At 70.5% G+C, this 22,204-nt stretch carries 20 protein-coding genes and 1 riboswitch; of the genes, 9 read left to right on the top strand and 11 right to left on the bottom strand.

The annotated features are described in order from the left end of the window. Positions 1-187: 187 nt before the first annotated feature. Together AFR_RS21315 and asnB are read right to left on the bottom strand one after the other, a co-directional pair. Positions 188-925, bottom strand: coding sequence for a DUF3152 domain-containing protein (locus AFR_RS21315; RefSeq protein ID WP_023362873.1), 738 nt, complete (start codon positions 923-925; stop codon positions 188-190). Between the two features lie 41 nt (positions 926-966). Continuing rightward, entirely contained in the window at positions 967-2,886 is a 1,920-nt protein-coding gene (gene asnB / locus AFR_RS21320) for an asparagine synthase (glutamine-hydrolyzing) (RefSeq protein WP_023362874.1), read from the bottom strand. A gap of 166 nt (positions 2,887-3,052) precedes the next feature. Between asnB and AFR_RS21325 the strand changes: the two genes are divergently transcribed. Both AFR_RS21325 and AFR_RS21330 read left to right on the top strand, forming a co-directional pair. After that, positions 3,053-3,736 (top strand): response regulator transcription factor, encoded by a 684-nt coding sequence (locus AFR_RS21325; protein WP_041842508.1) that lies wholly within the window; start codon positions 3,053-3,055, stop codon positions 3,734-3,736. Continuing rightward, entirely contained in the window at positions 3,733-5,514 is a 1,782-nt protein-coding gene (locus AFR_RS21330; RefSeq protein ID WP_023362876.1) for a sensor histidine kinase, read from the top strand. Before AFR_RS21325 ends, AFR_RS21330 begins: the two co-directional genes overlap by 4 nt. Here the strand turns inward: AFR_RS21330 and AFR_RS21335 are convergent. Continuing rightward, on the bottom strand, positions 5,492-7,990 hold the full coding sequence (locus tag AFR_RS21335) for a DEAD/DEAH box helicase (RefSeq protein ID WP_023362877.1): 2,499 nt from the start codon (positions 7,988-7,990) through the stop codon (positions 5,492-5,494). The genes AFR_RS21330 and AFR_RS21335 overlap by 23 nt on opposite strands. A gap of 312 nt (positions 7,991-8,302) precedes the next feature. On the opposite strand from AFR_RS21335, the gene AFR_RS47145 reads away from it, so the two are divergent. After that, a complete protein-coding gene (locus tag AFR_RS47145; protein WP_169739459.1) occupies positions 8,303-8,479 on the top strand; it encodes a hypothetical protein in 177 nt (58 codons plus the stop codon). 5 nt (positions 8,480-8,484) lie between these two features. On the opposite strand, the gene AFR_RS21340 is transcribed toward AFR_RS47145, so the two are convergent. The 5 genes from AFR_RS21340 to mgrA form a co-directional block, all read right to left on the bottom strand. Then, positions 8,485-9,129, bottom strand: a complete 645-nt coding sequence (locus tag AFR_RS21340) for a nucleotidyl transferase AbiEii/AbiGii toxin family protein (RefSeq protein ID WP_023362878.1) — start codon at positions 9,127-9,129, stop codon at positions 8,485-8,487. A 1,403-nt stretch (positions 9,130-10,532) separates the two neighbouring features. Next, entirely contained in the window at positions 10,533-10,883 is a 351-nt protein-coding gene (locus AFR_RS21345) for a hypothetical protein (protein WP_041841034.1), read from the bottom strand. 101 nt (positions 10,884-10,984) lie between these two features. Beyond that, positions 10,985-11,731 (bottom strand): nucleotidyltransferase domain-containing protein, encoded by a 747-nt coding sequence (locus AFR_RS21350; protein WP_023362880.1) that lies wholly within the window; start codon positions 11,729-11,731, stop codon positions 10,985-10,987. Continuing rightward, positions 11,728-12,402 (bottom strand): nucleotidyltransferase domain-containing protein, encoded by a 675-nt coding sequence (locus AFR_RS21355; RefSeq protein ID WP_023362881.1) that lies wholly within the window; start codon positions 12,400-12,402, stop codon positions 11,728-11,730. The genes AFR_RS21350 and AFR_RS21355 overlap by 4 nt, the downstream gene beginning before the upstream one ends. Before the next feature lie 9 nt (positions 12,403-12,411). Further along, positions 12,412-13,371, bottom strand: coding sequence for an L-glyceraldehyde 3-phosphate reductase (gene mgrA / locus AFR_RS21360; RefSeq protein ID WP_238547375.1), 960 nt, complete (start codon positions 13,369-13,371; stop codon positions 12,412-12,414). Between the two features lie 95 nt (positions 13,372-13,466). Further along, a riboswitch (glycine riboswitch) is annotated at positions 13,467-13,556 on the top strand. 88 nt (positions 13,557-13,644) lie between these two features. Between mgrA and gcvP the strand changes: the two genes are divergently transcribed. Beyond that, positions 13,645-16,449 (top strand): aminomethyl-transferring glycine dehydrogenase, encoded by a 2,805-nt coding sequence (gene gcvP / locus AFR_RS21365; RefSeq protein ID WP_023362883.1) that lies wholly within the window; start codon positions 13,645-13,647, stop codon positions 16,447-16,449. 101 nt (positions 16,450-16,550) lie between these two features. Here gcvP and AFR_RS21370 read toward each other — a convergent pair whose 3' ends face one another. After that, positions 16,551-16,751, bottom strand: coding sequence for a DUF5999 family protein (locus AFR_RS21370; RefSeq protein ID WP_023362884.1), 201 nt, complete (start codon positions 16,749-16,751; stop codon positions 16,551-16,553). A 122-nt stretch (positions 16,752-16,873) separates the two neighbouring features. Between AFR_RS21370 and AFR_RS21375 the strand changes: the two genes are divergently transcribed. Next, positions 16,874-18,139, top strand: coding sequence for a chorismate-binding protein (locus AFR_RS21375; RefSeq protein WP_052359424.1), 1,266 nt, complete (start codon positions 16,874-16,876; stop codon positions 18,137-18,139). Here AFR_RS21375 and AFR_RS21380 read toward each other — a convergent pair. Continuing rightward, a complete protein-coding gene (locus tag AFR_RS21380) occupies positions 18,120-19,244 on the bottom strand; it encodes a hypothetical protein (RefSeq protein ID WP_148308023.1) in 1,125 nt (374 codons plus the stop codon). The genes AFR_RS21375 and AFR_RS21380 overlap by 20 nt on opposite strands. Positions 19,245-19,333: 89 nt before the next feature. Between AFR_RS21380 and AFR_RS21385 the strand changes: the two genes are divergently transcribed. From AFR_RS21385 to AFR_RS21400, 4 genes are read left to right on the top strand one after another with little or no spacing between them, the layout of a single operon-like run. After that, on the top strand, positions 19,334-20,068 hold the full coding sequence (locus AFR_RS21385; protein WP_023362887.1) for a hypothetical protein: 735 nt from the start codon (positions 19,334-19,336) through the stop codon (positions 20,066-20,068). An 11-nt stretch (positions 20,069-20,079) separates the two neighbouring features. Continuing rightward, positions 20,080-20,571: a SigE family RNA polymerase sigma factor gene (locus AFR_RS21390; RefSeq protein ID WP_023362888.1), complete on the top strand. Its 492-nt coding sequence runs from the start codon at positions 20,080-20,082 to the stop codon at positions 20,569-20,571. A 14-nt stretch (positions 20,572-20,585) separates the two neighbouring features. Continuing rightward, positions 20,586-21,083 carry a peptide deformylase gene (gene def, locus AFR_RS21395; RefSeq protein WP_023362889.1) on the top strand — a complete coding sequence of 166 codons (498 nt, stop codon included), beginning with the start codon at positions 20,586-20,588 and terminating at the stop codon, positions 21,081-21,083. Continuing rightward, positions 21,080-21,736 (top strand): class I SAM-dependent methyltransferase, encoded by a 657-nt coding sequence (locus AFR_RS21400; RefSeq protein WP_023362890.1) that lies wholly within the window; start codon positions 21,080-21,082, stop codon positions 21,734-21,736. The genes def and AFR_RS21400 overlap by 4 nt, the downstream gene beginning before the upstream one ends. 23 nt (positions 21,737-21,759) lie before the next feature. On the opposite strand, the gene AFR_RS21405 is transcribed toward AFR_RS21400, so the two are convergent. Next, positions 21,760-22,203, bottom strand: a complete 444-nt coding sequence (locus tag AFR_RS21405; protein WP_023362891.1) for an NUDIX hydrolase — start codon at positions 22,201-22,203, stop codon at positions 21,760-21,762. Between the last annotated feature and the right edge of the window lies 1 nt (position 22,204).

The following is a 22,204-nucleotide window of genomic DNA, read 5'->3' on the forward strand; positions in this document are numbered from 1 at the left end:
TGGGTCGCACCCGCGACGGCGGCAGCGGCGAGGGACAGGACGAGGGCCCAGCGGCGGTGGGACGCGGTGGCGCCCGCACGGACCGGCATGTATTTCTGCATGCCTGAAATCTACGTTTCGCACTGTATGAGACGCCAGTCCCGAAACACCTTCTCGTCCGCAAAGCTCCCGGCTCTGCCAGGTCGTCCTAATCCTTCCGGGTACGCCCGCGGTCCGGCGCCGGCACCGCGTCGTCGTAGGCGCCGGACACCCCGGCGTACCGCTCGCCGTGCAGGTAGGGCCACGGGTTCGCGACACAGCCGTGCAGGCCGAGCGTCTGCTGCTGCATCACGGGCGCGGGCTCGCCCTTGCCCGGGCACCGCTCGTGGCCGTGCCCGAACCGGTGCCCGACCTCGTGGTTCACCATGTACTGCCGGTACGTCGCCAGGGAAGCGCCGTAACCCGGGACACCCTTGACCCAGCGGGCGACGTTGAGCACCACCTTGTCGCCGTTGCGGCAGGACGTGTAGCCGTCGGCCGAGCTGCCGCAGAGCCGGTCGCGGGTGCGCGGGGTGGCCAGGTAGATCGTGAAGTCGTACGGCTCACCCGGACCGGACCGGCGTAGTTTGCGCTTCCAGCCGCGCGGGTCGTTCAGGGTCTTCGTGACCGCGTCGGCGAACGTGGTGGCGCGTACCCCTTTGATGTCGGTCTCGACCAGGACCCGGTAGCGCAGCAGCGGGCCCCTGGCCCCGGCCTGCTTGCTGCCCGCGGCGATCCGGTACTTGCGGTGGCCCGCGGCCGGGTAGGTGATCGGGACCGGTGCCGCTGTGTGCGACACCGCAGGTCTCGGCGCCACGGTGGTGTGGGCGGGCGCCGACGCGAACGGGCCGCACCCGGACAGCAGCCCGAGCGCGGCCACGGCGATCAGCGCTCCGGTCCGTCCCACGCCACACCATCGGAACCTGCGGCCGGGAGCTGAGGCAGGACTCACGCCGCGGCGACCGCCGGACGGGCCGGTGACGGGTCGATCGCCTTCTCGACGGTGATCGCGTGCCACAGGCAGAACATCGCCACGGTCCAGACCTTGCGCGAGTTGTCCGCGACACCCGCACGGTGGTCGGCCAGCAGGCGCTGGGCGTAACCGAGGTCGAGCAGGTGACCGGTCGGCGAACGGTCCATCAGGTCGGCGATCCAGTCGCCGATGTCACCCTTGAGCCACAGCCGGGTCGGGGTCGGGAAGCCCAGCTTGCGGCGGTCACGCACCGACTCGGGCACGATGCCCCGCATCGCCTCGCGCAGCGCCCACTTGGTCGTCCGGTTGCCCGCCGGCAGCTTCAGCTCGGTCGGCAGGCCCGCGGCCGCCGCGTAGACCGCCTGGTCCAGGAACGGGACGCGCAGCTCCAGCGAGTGCGCCATCGACATCCGGTCGGCCTTGGCCAGGATGTCACCGGGCAGCCAGGTGTGCAGGTCCACGTACTGCATCGACGCCACGTCGTCGACGTCGGCCGTCTCGGCGTACAGGGAGGCGGTGATGGTGGTGTGGGGGTCGGCCGTGAAACGCATCAGCTCGGCCTTCTCCGCGGGGGAGAAGATGCGGGCGTTGCCGTAGTAACGCTCCTCGATGGGGGTGGTGCCGCGCTCCAGGAAGCTGTGGCCCTTGACGCCCTCGGGGATGACCTTGGACAGGTTGCGCAGGCCGCGCTTCATGCCGGCGGGCAGGCGCTCGATGCCCGCGAGCGACATGGGCTCGCGGTAGATCGTGTAACCGCCGAACAGCTCGTCCGAGCCCTCACCGGACAGCACCACCGTGACGTAGCGGGACGCGGTCTCGGCCAGGAAGTAGAGCGGGACCAGCGACGGGTCGGCGACCGGGTCGTCGAGCAGCTGCACGATCCGGGGCAGCTCGCGGATCACGTCGTCCTCGGTGACCACGGTCGGCGTCAGCCGCACACCGAGCTGGTTCGCGGTGTCCTGGGCGATCTCGATCTCCGAGTAGCCCTCGTGGGCGAAGCCCGCCGTGAACGCGTGCAGATCCGGCTTCACCTCGGCGGCCAGCGCGACGATCGCGGACGAGTCGACACCGCTGGACAGGAACGCCCCGACCGGAACCTCGGCGTGCAGGTGCTTGCGCACGCTGTCCCGCAACGAGTCGCGGATCGCGTGGATCGCCGCGTCCGGCCGCACGTTCAGCGGGCGCAGCGACGGCCGGAAGTACCGGTGCAGGCGCTGGCCGCCGCCGGGGGTCCAGGTCATCCGGTGCCCCGGCGGCAGCCGTCGCACGTGCCGGTGCAGGGTCAACGGGTCCGGCACGTACTGCAGGGTCAGGTAGTGCGCGAGGGCGTCGGTGTCCAGCGCCGCCCCCGAGTCACCGCTGAACGGCAGCAGCGCCTTGCGCTCACTGGCGATGAACAGCCCGTCCGCGGTCTCCAGCAGGTACAGCGGCTTGATGCCGAACGGGTCGCGGACCGCGTGCACCGTCCCGGTCCAGTGGTCGTACGCGACGAAGGCGAACATGCCGCGCAGCCGGGGCAGCGCCGCCGCACCCCAGTAGTGGAACGCCGCCGCCAGGACCTCGGTGTCACCCTGGGTCGCGAACGTCGCCTGGTGCTCCCGGATCAGGTCGGCCCGCAGCTCCCGGTAGTTGTAGATCTCGCCGTTGAACACCACGGTCCAGCGGCCCGCCTGCGGCCCGTCGGCCGGGTAGTGCGCCGGCTGGCGGCTCTCCGCGACGTCGACGATGGCCAGCCGCTTGAAGCCGAACGCCAGCCCGTCGCCGAACTCCACCTGCGTGTCGTCGGGCCCGCGGTGGTGCATCGTGTCCAGCGCCGCGGCGAACGCGGCGGCCGACGCGGGGTCCGGCACACCGGCGTGCGGGCGGCTGCTCACGAAGACGCTCAGTCCACACATCGCGAAACTCCTTCTCGATCGGCAAGCGAGCCGAACCTAGGGAGTCACCTGTGAAGAACTTGTGCGGAACTGGCCCGGATCCACGCCGGCACCGGAATCGGCCGGGTTCTTCACAGGAACCGGACAATTCTTGGCCGGGGTCGACAGCCTGGGACAGAATCCCTTCGTGACCGCACGCATCCTGGTGGCCGACGACGACCCGAAGCACGCCCAGCTCATCCGGCTCTATCTCGAGCGGGAAGGGCACCAGGTGCTCACGGTGGGTGACGGGCGTGCCGCGCTGGAGCAGGCCCGGGCCCGCAAGCCCGACCTGGTCATCCTCGACATCATGATGCCGCTGGTCGACGGTCTCGACGTCTGCCGCATCCTGCGCGCCGAATCGTCCATCGCCATCCTGCTCGTCACCGCCCGCTCGTCGGAGAACGACATGCTGCTCGGTCTCGACATCGGCGCCGACGACTACCTGGCCAAACCGGTCAGCCCGCGCGAGCTCACCGCCCGCGTCCGGGCCCTGCTCCGCCGCATCGGCGCCACCGACACGAACGCCGCCACGCTGCGGGTCGGCGCGCTCGAGGTCGACGCCGGCCGCTTCGAGGTCCGGGTCGGCGGTGAGCCGGTCAACCTCACCGCGAAGGAGTTCGGCATCGTCGAGCTGCTCGCCCGCGAGCCGGGACGCGTCTTCACCCGCGGCCAGATCATCGACAAGACGTTCGGCTTCGAGCAGGAGGTCTCCGAGCGTACGGTCGACGCCCACGTGGTCAACCTGCGCCGCAAGATCGAGGAGAACCCGGCCGAGCCGCGGTACGTGCAGACCGTCTACGGCCGGGGGTACAGGATGGCCGAGCAGTGAGTTTCCGCCTGCGGATCTTCCTGCTGGTGGTGGCGGTGGCCGTCACCGCGATCGGGGCGACCGCCTGGCTGACGCTCAGCCTCACCTCCCGTGAGGTGACCCGCGCCCAGGAGTCGTCGGAGAAACACGCGACCGAGATCCGCGACGCCATCGAACGGTACGGCGTCACCCACGGCCGTTGGAACGGTCTCGACACGCTCGTCCGGGAGCTCTCCGAGCGGACCGGCCTCCACATCCAGGTGAGCACCACCCCCAGCGACCAGCCGATCGTCGACTCGGACAACCTCGCGGGCCGCGCCTCCGGACCGCTGCAGGCCGTCCCGATCTCGGTCGAGCCCCGCCCGAAGCTCAGCATCTCGAACGCGCTGTTCGCCGACAGCAAGTCCGCGGACATCATGTTCCTCAAGCTGAACGGCCGGATCTCGCCGGACACACCGATCGCGCCGAGGAACCTGTTCGGCGCCGAGCCCCGGGACCCGTACCGCGGCTCGCCGATCGCGCTGATGCTGCGCCAGCTCGCGCAGTACCGGGCCGGGCTGGTCGCCGTGCGCTGCATCGCGGACGAGAACCCCGGCCAGCCCGACGCGCTCGCCCTGGACAGTGCGCCTTACCTGAGCAAGGCCCAGATCACGACGTATTCCGCCTGCGTCAAGCGGGCCTCCGTCAAGGTCCTCGAGGACACCGCCTGGCTGGCGGACAACTGGCGTACCTTCGCCGCCTGCGCGACCACCCAGGGCGCGCTGGGCCGGGAGGGCTGCATGACGGCGACCTTCTTCGACGGCGCCGGCAGCACCTCCGCGGTGGCCGTCGAGGTCTTCCTCGGCGCCCCGACCGGCGCCGCCATCGAGGACCTCGGCCGGCCGGCCGTCCTGGGAGCTGCCGGCCTCATCGTGGTGGCCCTCATCGGTACGGCGTGGATCGCGCGCCGCGTCAGCCGGCCCGTCAACCGCCTCACCTTCGCGTCGCTGCTCCTGGCCGGGGGCAAGCTCGACGTCCGCGTACCGGCGAACGGGCGGGGTGAGCTCGCCCAGCTGTCGTCGTCCTTCAACGCCATGGCCGAGGCCGTGCAGCGCAGCGAGGAACGCCAGCGCCGCCTGGTCGCCGACGTCGCCCACGAGCTGCGCACACCGCTGTCGAACCTCCGCGGCTACCTCGAAGGCCTCTCCGACGGGGTGGTCGAGCCGAGCCGCGACCTCTTCGCGTCGCTGCACGAGGAGACGCTCCTGCAGGGCCGCATCCTCGACGACCTGCAGGTCCTGGCCCTGGCCGAGGCGGGCAACCTCGGGTACACCCGGACCCCGGTGGACCTCGCGGACCTGGTCGGCAACGGCTCGACGGCCCACCGGGCGGTCGCGAAGGAGGCGGGCATCGCCCTGACCGTCGACGTCCCGGCCCCCGTCCGGGTCGAGGCCGACCCCGACCGCCTCCGCCAGGTCCTCGGCAACCTGCTCACCAACGCCATCCGGTACACCGATGCGGGCGGCCACGTCCTGGTCCGCGTCCGCGAGGAGGCCTCGGAGGCGGTCCTGACCGTCGAGGACACCGGCGTGGGCATGACGGAGGCCGACCTGTCCCGCGTCTTCGACCGCTTCTGGCGGGCCGACCCGGCCCGTCAGCGCGCCACCGGCGGCACCGGCCTGGGCATGACCATCGCGCACCGCATCGTCACCGACCACGGCGGCCGCATCGAGGTCACCAGCGAACTCGGCAAGGGCACCAAATTCACGGTGCACCTGCCGATTGCCACGGCGACCGTCAGTGCGGGCCGACGGCGATGATGCGGATGGCGGCGGCGCCGATCTCGTCGCTGGCCTCGAGGTCGACCTCGGCCTCGATGCCCCAGTCCTGATCACCCTCGGGGTCCTCGAAGATCTGCCGGACCTTCCACATCGCCGGCGTCGTCTCGATCTGCAGCAGCGCCGGACCGCGCGCCGACGGGCCGGTGCCGACCACCGGATATTCGGCGTAGTAGTCCTCGAGGGCCTCGATCCAGCGGTCGGTGTTCCAGCCGGACTCGGCGTCGAGCTCGCCCAGGTCCTCGGCACGGCGCAACGCGAAGAGCTCCACGCGGCGGAACATCGCGTTGCGGACCAGCACCCGGAAGGCGCGGACGTTGCGGGTGACCGCCGGCGGCTTGTCGTCCAGCGGCGAGACCTCGACCACCTCGGCGCCCGGGTTGCGCAGGCGCTCCCACTCGTCGAGCAGGCTGGAGTCGACCTGGCGCACCAGCTCACCCAGCCACTCGATCAGGTCGGTCAGTTCCTCCGTACGGGCGTCCTCCGGCACCGTCTGGCGCAGGGCCCGGAACGCGTCCGCGAGATAGCGCAGCACCAGCCCCTCGGAGCGCGACAGCCCGTAGAACGACACGTACTCGGTGAACGTCATCGCCCGCTCGTACATGTCCCGGACGACGGCCTTGGGCTTGATCTCGTAGTCGGCGACCCACGGGTGGCCCTGCCGGTACGTCTCGTACGCGCCCTCGAGCAGCGGCAGCAGCGGCTTCGGGTAGGTGACCTCCTCGAGGAGCTCCATGCGCTGGTCGTACTCGATGCCCTCGGCCTTCATGGCGTTGACGGCCTCACCCTTGGCCTTGAACTGCTGCGCCGAGAGCACCTGCCGCGGGTCCTCCAGCGTCGCCTCGATCACCGAGACGACATCCAGCGGGTACTCCGGCGACTCCTTGTCGAGCAGCTCCAGGCAGGCCAGGGCGAACGGTGACAGCGCCTGGTTCAGGGCGAAGTCCAGCTGCAGGTCCTCGGTCAGGCTGTACCGCACGCCGTCCGGGGTCACCACCCGCTCGATGACACCACCGGCGAGCAGCGCCCGGGCGATCGCGAGAGCCCGGCGGATGTGCCGGCGCTGCGCGGCCGGCTCCTCGTGGTTGTCGGTCAGCAGGTGCCGCATCGCCGCGAACGGGTCACCGCCGCGGGCCAGGACGTTCAGCAGCATCGCGTGCGACACCCCGAACGACGACGTCAGCGGCTCCGGATCGGCGGCGACCAGCCGGTCGAAGGTCGGCTGACCCCAGCCGATCGTGCCCTCCGGCGGCTTCTTCCGGACCACCTTGCGGCGCTTCTTCGGGTCGTCGCCGGCCTTGGCCAGCATCCGCTCGTTGTCGATCACGTGCTCCGGCGCCTGCACGATGACCGTGCCGACCGTGTCGAAACCCGCCCGGCCCGCCCGCCCGGCGATCTGGTGGAACTCCCGGGCCTTGAGCAGACGCGTACGCACCCCGTCGTACTTGGACAGTCCCGTGAACAGCACGGTCCGGATGGGCACGTTGATGCCGACACCGAGCGTGTCCGTACCGCAGATGACCTTGAGCAGGCCCGCCTGCGCGAGAGTCTCGACGAGCCGGCGGTACTTCGGCAGCATGCCGGCGTGGTGCACCCCGATGCCGTGCCGCACCAGCCGCGACAGCGTGCGCCCGAAACCCGCGGTGAACCGGAAACTGCCGATGGCCGCGGCGATCGCATCCTTCTCGGCGCGGGTGCACATGTTGATGCTCATCAGCGACTGCGCGCGTTCCAGGGCGGACGCCTGCGTGAAGTGCACGATGTAGACCGGCGCCTGCTTCGTGGTGAGCAGCTCCTCGATCGTCTCGTGCAGCGGCGTCATCGCGTACTGGAAGATCAGCGGGACCGGCCGCTCGGTGTTGCTGACCACGGCGGTCGGCCGCCCGGTCCGCCGCGCCAGATCGTCGACGAACCGTGTCGTGTCGCCCAGCGTCGCCGACATCAGGATGAACTGCGCCTGCGGCAGCTCGATCAGCGGCACCTGCCACGCCCAGCCGCGATCCGGCTCCGCATAGAAGTGGAACTCGTCCATGACCACCTGGCCGACATCCGCGGCGGCGCCCTCCCGCAGCGCAAGATTCGCGAGGATCTCCGCGGTGCAGCAGATGATCGGTGCATCCGAGTTGACGTTGGCGTCACCGGTCAGCATGCCGACGTTGTGCGCGCCGAATATCCTGCACAGGGCGAAGAACTTCTCACTGACCAGCGCCTTGATCGGCGCGGTGTAGAAGGTCGTCCGCTTGTCCGCCAGCGCCATGAAGTGCGCGCCCGTCGCCACCAGGCTCTTCCCCGACCCCGTGGGGGTGTTCAGGATGACGTTCGCCCCGGTGGCGATCTCGATGAGCGCCTCCTCCTGATGCGAGTAGAGGCTCAGCCCCTGCTCGGCGACCCAGGTCTGAAAGGCGTCGAAAACGGCATCGGGTTCGGCGGAAGCGGGCAGGCGTTCGGTCAGCGTCATGATGCGCCCAGCCTATCCGCCACGCTTTTCACAGCACCGTGGCCGGGCACGCTGAGCGCCCGGCCACGGAAAGGGACCCTGCTGTGGAGTTGCTGCTGACCGCTCAGACGCCGAAAGCGGCGTAGATCGGGCCGGCGACGCTACCCGCGAGGCCGATGACGGCGGCGACGACGGCAATGGTGGAACCGATTCGAACACGCATTCCGGGAGCTCCTCAGGTGCGGTGGTGGCCTCGCAGACCAAAGATTCGCCCCGCCGCGTTGCCGTCCGGTGCGCCCTCGGGTGCAAATCGGTTGCCGCCAGAATGGGTTGATGACCGACGACGAATACCGGGAGCTGCTGCGGCTGCTGACCCGTTACGCCGAGACCGACCTCGACCAGTTCGACCACTGGGAGATCGAGTCCTCCTACGGGCCGGTCTACGTTGACTTCAGCCGCAGCGTCCCGGACACCTCCTGGTACACCAAGGTCGTGCCGCCCGCTTCTTAGCGCCCTCACCTCGGCCAGCCGGCAAGCCTCTCGCGCAACGCCCGCACCCGCTCCGGGGTAAGTCCGTAGAGAGCGAACCGGGCGTCGTCGAGCCGGTCCAGATAACGCCCCGCGTCGGCGATGTCCTCGTCGTCGAGACCGGGCTCGAGAACCCGCGCCAGCTCGATCACCCGCGCGAGCGGATAACGGTCCAGCGCCGCGGCGACATCGATGTAGTCCCGGACCTCCCGCCGGTTGACCAGCGCGGCGACCTTCGACGCGACCAGATCGTCGAGGTGCATGACCGGCCCCACGTCCATGACGACGGGCGCCCGCCGCCGGTCGAGGCGGGTCAGGGTCAGCCGCAGCGCCCGGGAACCGTCAGCCACGTGATATTCGCGCAGGTCCTCGTCCATGCCCTCGAACATCTCGTCGGCAACCTCCCGGAACACCTGATAACCCGCTGCGGTCAACGCGTCGGTGACCTGCCCGGCGGCCGCCCCGACCGCGCCGGCGGTGTCGGTGAAGAGGTCGATGTCCTCGGTGGGCCGCTGCACGAGGCCGTTGACCAGCCAGGCGACACCGCCACCGAGCACAAAGCCGTGCTTCTCACCCACCCCGAGAGCAATGGTGGTGACGTCACGGTAGAAGTCGTCGATGTTCGAACTCACGGCCTCACGCTAGTGGTGCCCCCCGACATTTCCCGCGCCGCCGCAGCCCCGCGCCGCCGAGCCCCAACACGCCCAAGCCTGCCCCCGGGCCCAACTTCCTTGAAGTCGGGCTTTCGGGCGGTGCGGAGGGCCCGACTTCCTTGATGTTGGTTTGGTCGAGCGAGCGGCACAGCCGTTGGTTGTCGGGTGGCCGCACGGCCGTCGGAAACCGCAGGGGTGGCTGCATGAAGGCCCGACCTGCATGAAGTTGAGCCTTCATGGCCACGTGGAACGCCCAACTTCGCTGAAGTTGGGCGTTCGGGGCCACGTGGAAGGCCCGACTTCGATGAAGTTGGGCGTTCGGGGCCTCGTGGAAGGCCCGACTTCGATGAAGTTGGGCGTTCGGGGCCACGTGGAAGGCCCGACTTCGATGAAGTTGGGCCTGGCCGATGTGCACGGCAAGCTCGCCCGACACCGCCACCCTTCGGAGCCAGGTGGAAGGCCCGACTTCCGCGAAGTTGGGTGATCGCGCAGGTCAGCAGACTTCGCGGGCGTTGGCGGCCGCCGGAAGCCGCGGTGGGGCGCCGCGCTGGCCGGCCAGGACCACGGCACCTGCACGCTGCCCAACTTCAACGAAGTCGGGCCTTCGGGCGGTGGTGGAAGGCCCAACTTCCTTGATGTTGGGTTGATCATGCAGCGCAGCGGTAGTTGTGGGGGTGGTGGCTTGGCTTTCGGGAGCCGCAGGGTTGCCGCATGTAGGCCCAACTTCAAGGAGGTTGGGCCTTCGGGCGGTGGTGGAAGGCCCAACTTCCTTGATGTTGGGTTGATCATGCAGCGCAGCGGTAGTTGTGGGGTCGTGGCTGGCCTCTCGGAAGTCGCAGGGTTTGCTGCGTGCAGGCCCAACTTCAAGGAAGTCGGGCCCTTAAGCGGTGGTGCAAGGCCCAACCTTCTTGAAGTTGGGGTGATCGAGCAGATCAGACGTGTCTCCGAGGTCTTCGGCTGGGCCGGAAGGCCGCGGGGGCTGGCTGGATGCGTGCCCAACTTCAAAGAAGATGGTCTTCGGCCGCCCAGAAGAGCGATGCGCCCCAGCAACCGGAAACACGCGGGAGTGTGCGACGTGTCCTGGCGCCGGGCGTAGAACCGGGCGGTCACGCGAGCGTGCGGCGTTCCCCAGGCCTCGCGAGGAACCCGACGTGCAGCGCTCCTGCGTGCAGGGAGCGGACCAAACGTGCAGCGCTCCTGCGTGCAGGGAGCGAACCGAACGTGCGGCACTTCCACGTGCAGGGAGCGAACCGAACGTGCAGCGCTCTCGCATGCAGGGAGCGAACCGAACGTGCAGCACTCCCGCGTGCGGGAAGCGAACCAACGTTGCGCCGGCAGTCATGCAGGGAGACCGAGCGGAAGCCGTCCGGGGGACGGGCGGGTCAGGCGGCGACAGCAGCCCGCCGGAGCGCCGGATGCCGGGCTTCCCAAGCGACCCGAACCCCCCGAGGAAGGTTCAACTCAGGCCAAAGCCGAACCAGCGTCGCCCCGTGCAGATAGCTGCGCAACTCATCAACCCGGACAGCCTCGCGGAGGACGTTCTCGTACATCCAGGCGAGCATCGTCGGCTGGCCGAGGTCGAAGGTGCGGCGCGGGTTCCACCAGAGGCGGAGCGGGAGGTCGACGTGGCCGTGGTCGGGGCCGGTGAGTTCGGTGAGCGTGCCTGCGACGAGCACCGGGCGGTGCGGCCGGGCCAGGTGGAGGGCCGGGGCGTCGGGCGCGCTGGTGGGCATGGGGTCAGGGTAGACCGCCGGACCCGCCAACGGATAACTCCTAGAATCCTAGGATGCTCTACGCGCAGTGCGGCACGCCGCACCAATATCAAGAACGACGGCTATCGCCGACTCAACCGAGTACGAACAACAAGCTCGTGCAGGGCCTCGACAGCGGCGGGATCGGCCTGGCCCGGCAGCGCGGACGAGTCACGAGCTTCCTCCAGAGCGCCCCGCAGCCGGGGAATGTCCTGCGCCAGCGCCGCCCGGGCCGCGGCGGGGAACGGCCCGTGTTCCGCCGAGCGCTTGAGCGCGATCAGTTCCGGCACATAGGCAAGGCCGGCGCCCAGCACGCCGAGGTCCGTCTCCAGCCGGCCGGTGCGCATCAGGTGGATGCCGGTGAGCAGGACCCGCAGCGTGTACAGCGCAGGCTTCAGCTCGCCGGTCCGCGCAAACAGCTTCTCCTGGGTCGCGGCGAAGCCCAGGTAGTGGTGGGCGTGGTGGCTGGTGATGAGCCCGGGCGCCAGCGCTTTGAGTTCCGAGTGGACCGGCGAGGTCACCACGACCAGCGGCGACAGCAGCTGTTCGAGGACGTAGCCGTTGCGGCTGTGCAGGAGCCGGGCGAATTTGAGCAGGTCGTGGCTGACCACATCCAGCTCGACCCCGTCGCGCCAGCCGCCGGATTGCAGGGTCTCCGGGCCGCTGCGCAGGCCCACCACCTCGGCCGCCGGGAGGAGGTGGCTCGCGCGCAGGTCCAGGTCCGAGTCGACGGAGGCGAAGCCGTACAGGTGGGCGCCGCTCACCGTTGCGAAGATCAAGGGGTAGCCGACGGTGATCTCCGCGGCCCAGGCAGGGACGTCCAGTGTCATCGCAGACCCCTTTCCCGTACGGAGTGAAGCAGGTTGTCGATCGCCGCCCGGTCCGGGAGCGGGGGGAGGGTGGTGGTGGCCGCGGCGGCGGTCAGGTCCTCGAAGAGGGTGTCCGCCCAGGCGACCACCGACTCCCACGGCACCTCGCCCTGCCGGACCGCCAGCAGCCGGGATCGCAGGGGAGAGACATCGACCAGCACTTCTCCGGTACGCAGGACGTGCGCGCCCGCGAGCAGCAGCCGGATCATGTGCATGGCCTGCTTGTGGTTGGTCTCTCCCGTTTTTGAACGGCGGGCCGCGACGCGTTTGAGCTGGTCACGGGCGTAGGAGCCGTAGGAGGAGGCGACGCGCTGGGACAGGAACGCGCTGCGGACGGCCAGCAGTTCGCGGCCGTCGGCGGTCACGGAGGAGATCAGCGGGGACCAGAGGACCTCGAGCACCGTCGGGTTGGCCTGCAGGGCGAGGGTGCAGAAGCGTTCGATCTCCCAGGAGAACTGTTCCTCGGCGGGGCCGTCCAGGTGGGTCGGCGGTTTGTCGAGGTGCCAGAACATGCGGGTGGGTGCGGCGTACACGCCGCGGCGGTCGTGGTCGGAGCCCGGGCCGGCGAGGCCGTAGGCGCGGGAGCCGACCACGACCGCGAGGATCGTGTGCTCGGTGACGAGGGTGATCACCCGTTGGTTCTACAGGTCGAGCGAGGTGCCGTCGATCTCATTCAGCTCGTCGGAGGAGAGCTCGAGGTTGCCGAGGGCGGCGATGTTGGTCTCGAGCTGTTCGACGCTGCTGGCGCCGATGATGAGGCTGGTCATCCGCTGGTCGCGCAGGGCCCAGGCGAGGGCGAGCTGGGCGAGGGACTGGCCGCGGCGCTTCGCGATGTCGTTGAGGTTGTGGATACGGCCCATGGTTCCCTTGTCGAGATCGCTCTCGTTGAGGAACACGCTGGTCCGGACGCGGGAGTCGTCGGGGATGCCGCCGAGGTAGCGGTCGGTGAGCAGGCCCTGCTGGAGCGGGCTGAAGGCGATGCAGCCGGCGCCGACGGCCTCGAGCGTGTCGAGCAGGTGGTCCTTCTCGATCCAGCGGTTGAGGATCGAGTACGACGGCTGGTGGATCAGCAGGGGTGTGCCGAGCTCCTGGAGGATGGCCGCGGCCTGCGCGGTCTGCTCGGAGTTGTAGTTGCTGATGCCGACGTAGAGGGCCTTGCCGGAGCGGACGATCGCGTCGAGGGCGCTCATCGTCTCCTCGAGCGGGGTGTCCGGGTCGGGGCGGTGGTGGTAGAAGATGTCGACGTAGTCGAGGCCGAGGCGGCCGAGGGACTGGTCGAGGCTGGAGACCAGGTATTTCCGGCTGCCCCATTCGCCGTAGGGGCCGTTCCACATGTGGTATCCGGCCTTGGTGGAGACGACGAGCTCGTCGCGGTGGTGCTTGAAGTCGGTGCCGAGGATGCGGCCGAAGTTGCTCTCGGCGCTGCCGGGCGGCGGGCCGTAGTTGTTGGCCAGATCGAAGTGGGTGACGCCGAGGTCGAACGCGCGGCGGGTGATGTCGCGCTGGCGTTCCCAGGGGCGGCCGTCGCCGAAGTTGTGCCAGAGCCCGAGGCTGATGGCGGGGAGCTTCAGCCCGCTGCGCCCGGCGCGGCGGTAGGTCATGGTGTCGTAGCGGTCTTCCGCAGCGGAGTAGGTCACACACCACACCCTAGGGACACATGATCGAAACCTTCCCGCTGGTAGGTTCTAGTCAGCCGTACACCCGCGCGGGAGAGATCACGAAGCTGTGGCGCCGAAGGGGCAAATCCTCCCCGGAACCTCTCAGGCAAAAGGACCGTGTGGGTAGGCGACTCTGAAGTGCCGACGAGTGTGTCTGTGGGTATGACAGAGGGGGAGGTTGCTTCCGTCGACCTCTTTCTCCCCGCAGGAGCCGCCATGACGTTCGCTTCACGCCACATCGGCCCGGATGCCGAGGCGCAGACCCAGATGCTCAAGGCCATCGGGTACGCCTCGCTCGAGGCCCTGATGGACGCCGCGATCCCCGAGGTCATCCGCTGGCACGGTGAGCTGAAGCTGCCGGGTGCGGCCTCGGAGGAGGAGACGATCGCCGAGCTGCGCGAGATCGCCGGCCGCAACACGGTGGCGACCTCGATGATCGGCCTCGGCTACTACGGCACGTTCACGCCGGCCGTGATCCGGCGCAACGTGCTGGAGAACCCCGCGTGGTACACCGCTTACACGCCGTACCAGCCGGAGATCAGTCAGGGGCGGCTCGAGGCGCTGCTGAACTTCCAGACGATGGTCACCGATCTGACCGGTCTGACCACCGCGAACGCGTCGATGCTGGACGAGGGCACGGCGGTCGCCGAGGCGATGACGCTCGCGCGCCGGTCGTCCAAGAGCAAGAGCAACGTGTACGTCGTCGACGCGGACACGCTGCCGCAGACCCTGGCCGTGCTGCGGACCCGGGCGGAGCCGCTGGGTCTCGAGCTGCAGCTGGTGGACCTCGACGCCGGTGACACGCTGCCGGAGGAGTTCTTCGGTCTGCACCTGCAGTATCCGGGGGCGTCCGGTGCGGTGCGGGACCACGCGGCGCTGGTCGAGGCCGCGCACGGCAAGGGTGCGCTGGTCACGGTGGCGGCGGATCTGCTGGCGCTGACGCTGCTGCGCGCGCCGGGGGAGATCGGTGCCGACATCGCGGCCGGGACGACGCAGCGGTTCGGCGTACCCCTGGGTTTCGGTGGTCCGCACGCCGGTTACCTGGCGGTGCGCGCCGGGCTGGAGCGGTCGCTGCCCGGGCGTCTGGTGGGTGTGTCGAAGGACGCGGACGGCGCGCCGGCCTACCGGCTGGCGTTGCAGACGCGGGAGCAGCACATCCGCCGGGAGCGGGCGACGAGCAACATCTGCACGGCGCAGGTCCTGCTCGCGGTGATGGCGAGCATGTACGCCGTCTACCACGGCCCGGCCGGGCTGCGGGAGATCGCGAAGCGGGTGCACGACCGTGCGCTGGCTGTGGCCGGTGGGCTGAGCGCGGCCGGTGTCGAGGTGGCGCACGACGCGTTCTTCGACACGGTGACGGCCGTGGTGCCGGGCCGCGCGGCCGGGATCGTCGAGGCGGCGGCCGGCGACGGCATCAACCTGCGGCTGGTCGACGCCGACCAGGTGTCGGTGGCCTGTGACGAGACGACCACCACGGCGCACGTCGAGGCGGTTCTGTCCGCGTTCGGGGCGGCTCCCGCGGCGGCGGCCGAGAGCGGGACGCGCCCGCTGGCCCGCACGACCGACTACCTGACGCACCCGGTGTTCTCGGCGCACCACTCGGAGACGGCGATGCTGCGCTACCTGCGCAAGCTGTCGGACCGCGACTACGCCCTGGACCGCGGCATGATCCCGCTGGGCTCGTGCACGATGAAGCTGAACGCGACCACCGAGATGGAGCCCGTGACCTGGGCCGAGTTCGCCAACATCCACCCGTACGCCCCGGCGTCGCAGACCACGGGGTACGAAGCCCTGGTCGCGCAGCTGGAGGGCTGGCTGGCGGAGATCACCGGGTACGACGCGGTGAGTGTGCAGCCCAACGCGGGCTCGCAGGGTGAGCTGGCCGGGCTGCTGGCGATCCGGGGCTACCACCGGTCGCGGGGCGAGACGCACCGTGACGTCTGCCTGATCCCGTCGAGCGCGCACGGCACGAACGCCGCCAGCGCGGTCATGGCGGGCATGCGGGTCGTCGTGGTGGCCTGCGACGACAACGGCAACGTCGACCTGAGCGACCTGGCCGCGAAGATCGAGAAGCACGCAGACGCGCTCGCCGCGATCATGGTGACGTACCCGTCGACGCACGGTGTCTACGAGAAGGGCATCGCGGACCTGTGCGGCGCGGTGCACGACGCCGGCGGTCAGGTGTACGTCGACGGGGCGAACCTGAACGCGCTGGTCGGTTTTGCGAAGCCGGGCAAGTTCGGTGCGGACGTGTCGCACCTGAACCTCCACAAGACGTTCTGCATCCCGCACGGTGGTGGCGGTCCGGGTGTCGGCCCGGTCGCGGTGCGCGCGCACCTGGCGGAGTTCCTGCCGGGTGACCCGCTGGAGCCCGGTGACCACCACGCGGTGTCGGCGGCGGCGCACGGCTCGGCGGGGATCCTGCCGATCTCCTGGGCGTACCTGCGGATGATGGGGCCGGACGGCCTGGCGGCGGCGACGGGTGTTGCGGTGCTGGCGGCGAACTACGTCGCGGCGCGGCTGCGGGACCACTACCCGGTGCTGTACGCCGGCAACGAGGGCCTGGTCGCGCACGAGTGCATCCTGGACCTGCGCCCGCTGACCAAGGCGACGGGTGTGTCGGTCGACGACGTGGCGAAGCGGCTGATCGACTACGGCTTCCACGCGCCGACGATGTCGTTCCCGGTGGCGGGGACGCTCATGGTGGAGCCGACCGAGAGCGAGGACCTGGCCGAGCTGGACCGCTTCTGCGACGCGATGATCGCCATCAAGGGCGAGATCGACCGGGTCGCGGCGGGGGAGTGGCCGAAGGACGACAACCCGCTGCACAACGCCCCGCACACGGCGTCGTCGGTGACGGCGGACGAGTGGGAGCACGCGTACCCGCGGTCGCTGGCCGGTTTCCCGGCGGGTGTGGACCGGACCTCGAAGTACTGGCCGCCGGTGCGGCGCATCGACGGTGCGTACGGCGACCGGAACCTGGTCTGCTCGTGCCCGTCGCCCGAGGCGTTCGAGGACTGACGGGTCTTCCGAGGGTGAGTCGGTCCGCGCGGGTCGGCCGGGGTTTCTCCGGTCGGCCCGCAGGCTGATGTGTCACCGGCCGGCGGCCGGGGTGTGGACCGTCAGGCCGCGAGGGCGTGCACGGCCGGTCCTCGGTGCGGTGCGATAGTGCTGCCGTCGGGCAGGAGCTCGCCGGTGTCCTCAAAAACGATGACGCCGTTGCAGAGCAGGCTCCATCCCTGCTCGGGGAAGGTCGCCACGATCCGGGCCGCTTCGCGGTCGGTCGCCTCGGCGGTGGGACAGGAGTTCAGGTGCTGGCACATCGAAGGTCTCCGGTAGGGGTTTTGTGTTGTGCTTCACATCAACGGGGCGGAATGCTACTCCCATCCGAACGATTTCGGATTTACCGGGTGACGGTGCCCCATTGAAAGAATCCACTGTTCACATGTTCCACGGCAGGGCCGCCGACGACCACTTTCCGACACCCGGCCGGGGTGTTCAACCGGGTTCTCCGGCGTCCTGCCAGGGCCGTTACCGTGTGTCATGCCGGTTCGAGTGGTCCGTGGGTGATGCCGGCGACCCCGCAGAGCTTGTCTCCGCGTTCCTGTCCCGCAACGGACTGCGGGTGCGAGACCTCGGCCGAACGGCCACCCAGTTCCATCCGATCGGTGCGGGAGAACCGTGCGGAGCAGCACTGTATGTGTCCGCCTCGGCCGGATCGGTGATGGTTGGCGGCCCTCCCGGAGCCCCTTCACCCGTCCCCGGTATCCCCGATGTCGTCGCCGTCGTTCACGTCCATGATGGTGCTGCGGATCAGTCACTCTCCGTCATGGGAGCGTGTGCGATCCCCCCGGACGATTCGGGCGGTTTCGCGCCCGGCGCGGGTCCGGAGCAGTGGCGCATCGGTCCGTGGCGCGACAGTTGGAGCCGTTCCGAGCATGCCGCCGCGGTAAGCGCCGCCCGCGAGGCGATCGGTCGCGGCGACATTTATCAGGTGAATGTCGTCGGCCATTCCTCGGCGCCCTACACGGGTGATCCCCGCGCCGCCCTGAACCGGGTGGCCGGGCTGCCCGGCGCGCGCTACGGCGGCGTTCTCAGCGGCTCCGGCTGGGCCCTGGCGACCGCCTCACCGGAGACCCTCGTCGAGGTACGCGACGGGCGGGTCGTCACCCGGCCGATCAAGGGCACCCGGCCGGCCACCGCCCGCGGCCGGCGCGAGTTGCTCGCCTCGGCCAAGGAACGCGCCGAGCACATCATGATCGTCGACCTGGAACGCAACGACCTCGCCCGCCTCGACGCCGTCGGACCGGTCCGCGTCGACGAACTGTTCGGCGTCCGCCGCTGGTGCGAGCTGTGGCAGGCGGAATCGGTCGTGTCCGCCCCGATCGAGGGGCGCCTCGACCTGGCCGACCTGTTGCGGGCGATGTGCCCGCCCGGCTCGGTCACGGGCGCACCGAAGCGGTCCGCCCTCGCCGAGATCGCCCGCCTCGAACCGGTGGGCCGCGGCGCCGGCATGGGCGCCCTCGGCTGGGTCGGCACCGACCACGTCGACCTGGGCGTGAGCATCCGGACGGCGGCCGTCGACGGCGACCGTGTCCACCTGTGGGCGGGCGGGGGCATCACCTGGGACAGCGACCCCTACGCCGAGGTCGACGAGGCCGCCGCCAAGGCCGCTCCGATGCGGGCCGCTCTCAGCGGAGTGCCGCGGTGAGATCGTCCAGCGCGTCGTCGTAACGTCCGCGGACCACGGCGAACGCGGCCCGGTCGATCAGCGCTTCCGGCCCGCCCGCGGCGACACTGTCGTCGAAGGCGGGTGCGCACGGGGTCCGGGGATCGTGGGTCTTACGGAACCAGGTTTCGCGGACCGCGCAGCGTGCGGCGATCCGGCGGCGCAGCACCGCCGGCCGGGACGCACGGCTCGCCGCCGCGATCAGGTCGTCGATGCCGGCGCAGTACGCCCGTCGCAGGTCCGGTGTCCACTCGCTGATCTCCCAGCCGAACGCGGGCAACGGGTCCACGCCGGCCGCCATCTCGTCCCCGGCCACCGACACCGCCGCCAGGATGGCCCACATCTCCCGGTGCAAGGTGCTCGGATGAGTCTCGCCGTCGGCGGCGAGGTGCCGCACCAGGTCGACCGCCTCCTGATGGGCCTCGCCCGGGTCCTCCCCGGCCGTGGCCAGGAACCGCGCTTGCTGCAGCAGCAGGTGCACCAGGTCCCGGTTGTGAGGGAAGGTGGCACGCCGGTCCGACACCACGGCACCGAAGACGTCGGCGGCCTCCTGCGGCCGGCCGGCGGCGGCGAGCTGGGCCGCCCGCGGGATCTCGTCCCACATCGCATGGCCGGACAGCACGGGGTCCAGGCGGATGGCAGCGCTCGCCTCCACGCAGAGCTCGGCCGCCTCCGCGTGGCGTCCCTGCTCCGCGAGCCCGCGCGCCCACTGAGCCAGTCCGTTACGGCGCGGAACGTGCTGGGTCGCCGTGCGGGCGAGCTCGCCCGCGACGGCCCTGGCCGCCATGCCCTCGGCCCGGCGGCCCTGCTCGAACAGCGCGTGCTGGTGGCTGGCGTAGAGCTTGAGCAGGATCTCCGTGCGGCCCGGTGTGCCCGGTGCCGTGGCCGAGGCGACGGCAATGCCCTCCTCGGTGAACACCGTCGAGTCGAGCCCCGACCGCCACACGTCCGTCAGCAGCGCCCGGGCCATCGGTACGCCGTACTGCTGCGGATCGGCCTCGACCATGATCCGGAAGGCGGCCATCGGGGGTTGCCCGCGCAGCAGCATCGCCCGGGCCCAGTCCAGCGAGTCATGATCGATAGGCACGCCGGCGATGATAGTTCGGCGCGACCAGTCACGCGGCCGTGCTGCCGGCACGTCTCTACAAGAAACGGGCTCCAGCCGGAGGGATCAGGGTGACCGACGAACTGCGGGACCTGCTCCGCGCCGAGCTCGACGCCGAGCGGCCGCCACCGCTGGGTGATCTGGTCGGCACGGCCCTGGCCGACGGCCGGCGGATCCGCCGCACCCGGCGCCTCGCCGCAATCGGTGGCGGCACTGCCGTCGCCGGGGTGATGGCCGTCACGATCGCTCTCGGCGACCCCTTCGGGTCGGCCGGTGCCCCGGCAGCGGTGATCGGCGGCCCGGCGACGGCTCTTCCAGCGGTTTCACCGCCGCCGAAGCGCTCCGGGCCGCAGGCCACGGCCACCCCGGAAGCGATGCTGGTGCTGCTGCAGAAGCTGGTCCCGCCCGGGAGGACCACCGGCTTCGCCAAGACGGGGCAGCGGGAGCTTCACGTCCAGATGTACCTTGACCGCGGCAAGGGGCCCGGCATGATCCGGCTGTCCGTGAGCGGCACGTCGCGAGCGGCGCCGGCGGCGGGCAGACCGGCCGTCATCGTCGACGGTCTGCCCGACAACTGCATCCAGAGCAAGATCGTGCGAGCGGAGTGGCCCGGCGGTCTCACGGTCCAGGCCGACCTCTCCACCTGTCTGGCCTGGGACGGGCGGCGCAACAAGCCGTCGCACCTGGCCCTGACCGACGACGAGGCCGTCGCCGTCGTCACCGATCCGCGGTGGGGCCCGACCATGGACGCCGACCTGGTGAAGGCCGGCGCCAAGGAGTTCCCGCGCGTCGCGGCGTTCAGCTAGGAGCTGCATCGGTGAGGCAGGACGAGGAGTTCGCGGAGTTCGCGCGAGCGGCCGTGGAGCGTCTGCGCACCACGGCGTTCATGATGTGCCGCGACTGGCACCTGGCGCAGGACCTGACGCAGACGGCGCTGACCCGGCTCTACCTGGGCTGGAAGCAGGCCCGGGAGGCCGACAACCTCACCGCGTACGCCCAGAAGGTCCTCCTGCGCGCCTACCTGGACCACCGCCGGCGCCGCAGCACGTCCGAGACGGTCACCGGTGTCATCCACGACACGGGATACAGGCAGAGCCCGGACCTGCGCCTGACCATGCTGGACGCGCTGGCGCAGCTGCCGGCGCGCGACCGGGCGATCGTGATCCTGCGCTACTTCGAGGACTACCGCGTCGAGCAGGTCGCCGACGTCCTCGATCTGCCGGTGAGCGTGGTCAAGAGCCAGACACGGCGTTCCCTGGCCAAGCTGCGGGAACTCCTCGCCGCCGACCAGCTCGCGCTGTTCGCCTAGGTATCTTGGGGCCCATGACTGTGCGCCCCATCCGGTTGTTCGGTGACCCTGTCCTGCGGACCCCCGCGGAAGCCGTCGTGGTGTTCGACGACGCCCTGCGTGAGCTCGTCGCCGATCTGGAGGACACCGTCCGCGAGCCCGGCCGCGCGGGTGTGGCCGCACCCCAGATCGGGGTGAGCCTGCGGGCGTTCTCCTACAACGTCGACGGGGTGGTCGGTCACCTGATCAACCCCGTCCTGTCCGATTTTGACGGTGAGCAGGACGACGAGGAAGGCTGTCTGTCGCTGCCCGGCATGGGCTACGAGACCCCGCGTGCCCTCGCGGTGACGGCGACCGGCTTCGACCAGTTCGGGGAGCCGCTCACCATCCGCGGCACCGGCCTGCTGGCCCGCGCGCTGCAGCACGAGACGGACCACCTCGACGGCCGTCTCTACATCGACACCCTCAAGGGCGACACCCGCCGCCAGGCCCTGCGTGAGCTGCGGCGAACCCGCCCGGCGGCCCGGACATGAGCGAGGACACCGACCGCCTCTCCGCCGCGTCCCTCGCGGCCGGCGACCCCACCGGCTGGTTCGAGCACCTGTACGCCGAAGCCGGAGCAGGCACGGCCGAGGTCCCCTGGGACAGCCCCCGCCCGAGCAAACTCCTGGTCGAGTGGGTGCAGCGCGGCCTGGTCGCCGGTGGTGGCCGCACGGCGCTGGTGGTCGGCTGCGGGCTGGGCCGCGACGCCGAGTTCCTGTCCGGTCTGGGCTTCACGGTGACCGCTTTCGACATCTCCGAGACTGCCGTACGCACCGCCCGCGAGCGCCACCCCGACTCCCGCGTCGAGTACGGCGTCGCCGACCTGCTCGACCCGCCACCGCAGTGGCGCGGCGCGTTCGACCTGGTCGTCGAGAGCAACAACGTGCAGGCGCTGCCCGGCCCGGTCCGCGAGAAGGCGATCGCCAACGTCGGCCCGCTGGTGGCCCCTGGCGGCACCCTGCTGGTGCTGGCGGCCGCCGCGACGAGCAGCGACGGTGACGGGCCGCCGTGGCCGCTGACCCGCGAGGAGATCGACGCCTTCGCGACACCCGGCCTCACCGAGGTCGGCATCGAGCACCTGCCCGACGCCGGCGACACCCTGGTCAGCCGCTGGCGCGCAGAATTCCGAGCACAGACTCCCTGACCGTCCCGACGGCCGGGGGTGGCTCAGGTGGTGGTCAGCAGCCGGATGATTTCGGCCAGGTGCGGGGGCTGGAGGTCGGGCAGGTCGGTCAGCTCGTCCGGCGTCAGCCAGGCGTGGCCCAGCAGCGCCTCCTGTTCGTCCGGCATCAGCCCGGCCCGCCCCAGCGCCGGACCGGGCTCGTCGAACCGGGCCAAGAAGAACTCCTCCGTTCCGGTGTAATGCTTCCCCCGCCAGCGGAAGTCCCGCTCGACGGTCACCGAGCGGTCCTGGACGGCGGCGGGGTCCAGGCCGGTCTCCTCGGCGAGTTCCCGGCGGGCCGCGTCGAGGAAGGACTCGCCGTCGTCGACGCCACCGCCCGGCGGCTCCCACACGAGGTTCCCGCCGACGGGGTCGGACCAGTGCAGCAGCAGGACGCGGTTGCCGGCGTCGAGGCAGACGACCCGGGCGGCGGGGCGGTGCGTGGACATG

Source organism: Amorphoplanes friuliensis DSM 7358 (assembly GCF_000494755.1).
Classification (GTDB): domain Bacteria; phylum Actinomycetota; class Actinomycetes; order Mycobacteriales; family Micromonosporaceae; genus Actinoplanes; species Actinoplanes friuliensis.

Excerpts from the sequence above, each read along its gene's own strand:
- asnB (WP_023362874.1), bottom strand. The coding sequence starts at position 2,886 with ATGTGTGGACTGAGCGTCTTCGTGAGCAGCCGCCCGCACGCCGGTGTG.
- AFR_RS21335 (WP_023362877.1), bottom strand. The coding sequence starts at position 7,990 with ATGACGCTGACCGAACGCCTGCCCGCTTCCGCCGAACCCGATGCCGTT.
- AFR_RS47145 (WP_169739459.1), top strand. The coding sequence starts at position 8,303 with ATGACCGACGACGAATACCGGGAGCTGCTGCGGCTGCTGACCCGTTAC.
- AFR_RS21345 (WP_041841034.1), bottom strand. The coding sequence starts at position 10,883 with ATGCCCACCAGCGCGCCCGACGCCCCGGCCCTCCACCTGGCCCGGCCG.
- AFR_RS21350 (WP_023362880.1), bottom strand. The coding sequence starts at position 11,731 with ATGACACTGGACGTCCCTGCCTGGGCCGCGGAGATCACCGTCGGCTAC.
- mgrA (WP_238547375.1), bottom strand. The coding sequence starts at position 13,371 with ATGACCTACCGCCGCGCCGGGCGCAGCGGGCTGAAGCTCCCCGCCATC.
- gcvP (WP_023362883.1), top strand. The coding sequence starts at position 13,645 with ATGACGTTCGCTTCACGCCACATCGGCCCGGATGCCGAGGCGCAGACC.
- AFR_RS21370 (WP_023362884.1), bottom strand. The coding sequence starts at position 16,751 with ATGTGCCAGCACCTGAACTCCTGTCCCACCGCCGAGGCGACCGACCGC.
- AFR_RS21375 (WP_052359424.1), top strand. The coding sequence starts at position 16,874 with ATGTTCCACGGCAGGGCCGCCGACGACCACTTTCCGACACCCGGCCGG.
- def (WP_023362889.1), top strand. The coding sequence starts at position 20,586 with ATGACTGTGCGCCCCATCCGGTTGTTCGGTGACCCTGTCCTGCGGACC.
- AFR_RS21400 (WP_023362890.1), top strand. The coding sequence starts at position 21,080 with ATGAGCGAGGACACCGACCGCCTCTCCGCCGCGTCCCTCGCGGCCGGC.
- AFR_RS21405 (WP_023362891.1), bottom strand. The coding sequence starts at position 22,203 with ATGTCCACGCACCGCCCCGCCGCCCGGGTCGTCTGCCTCGACGCCGGC.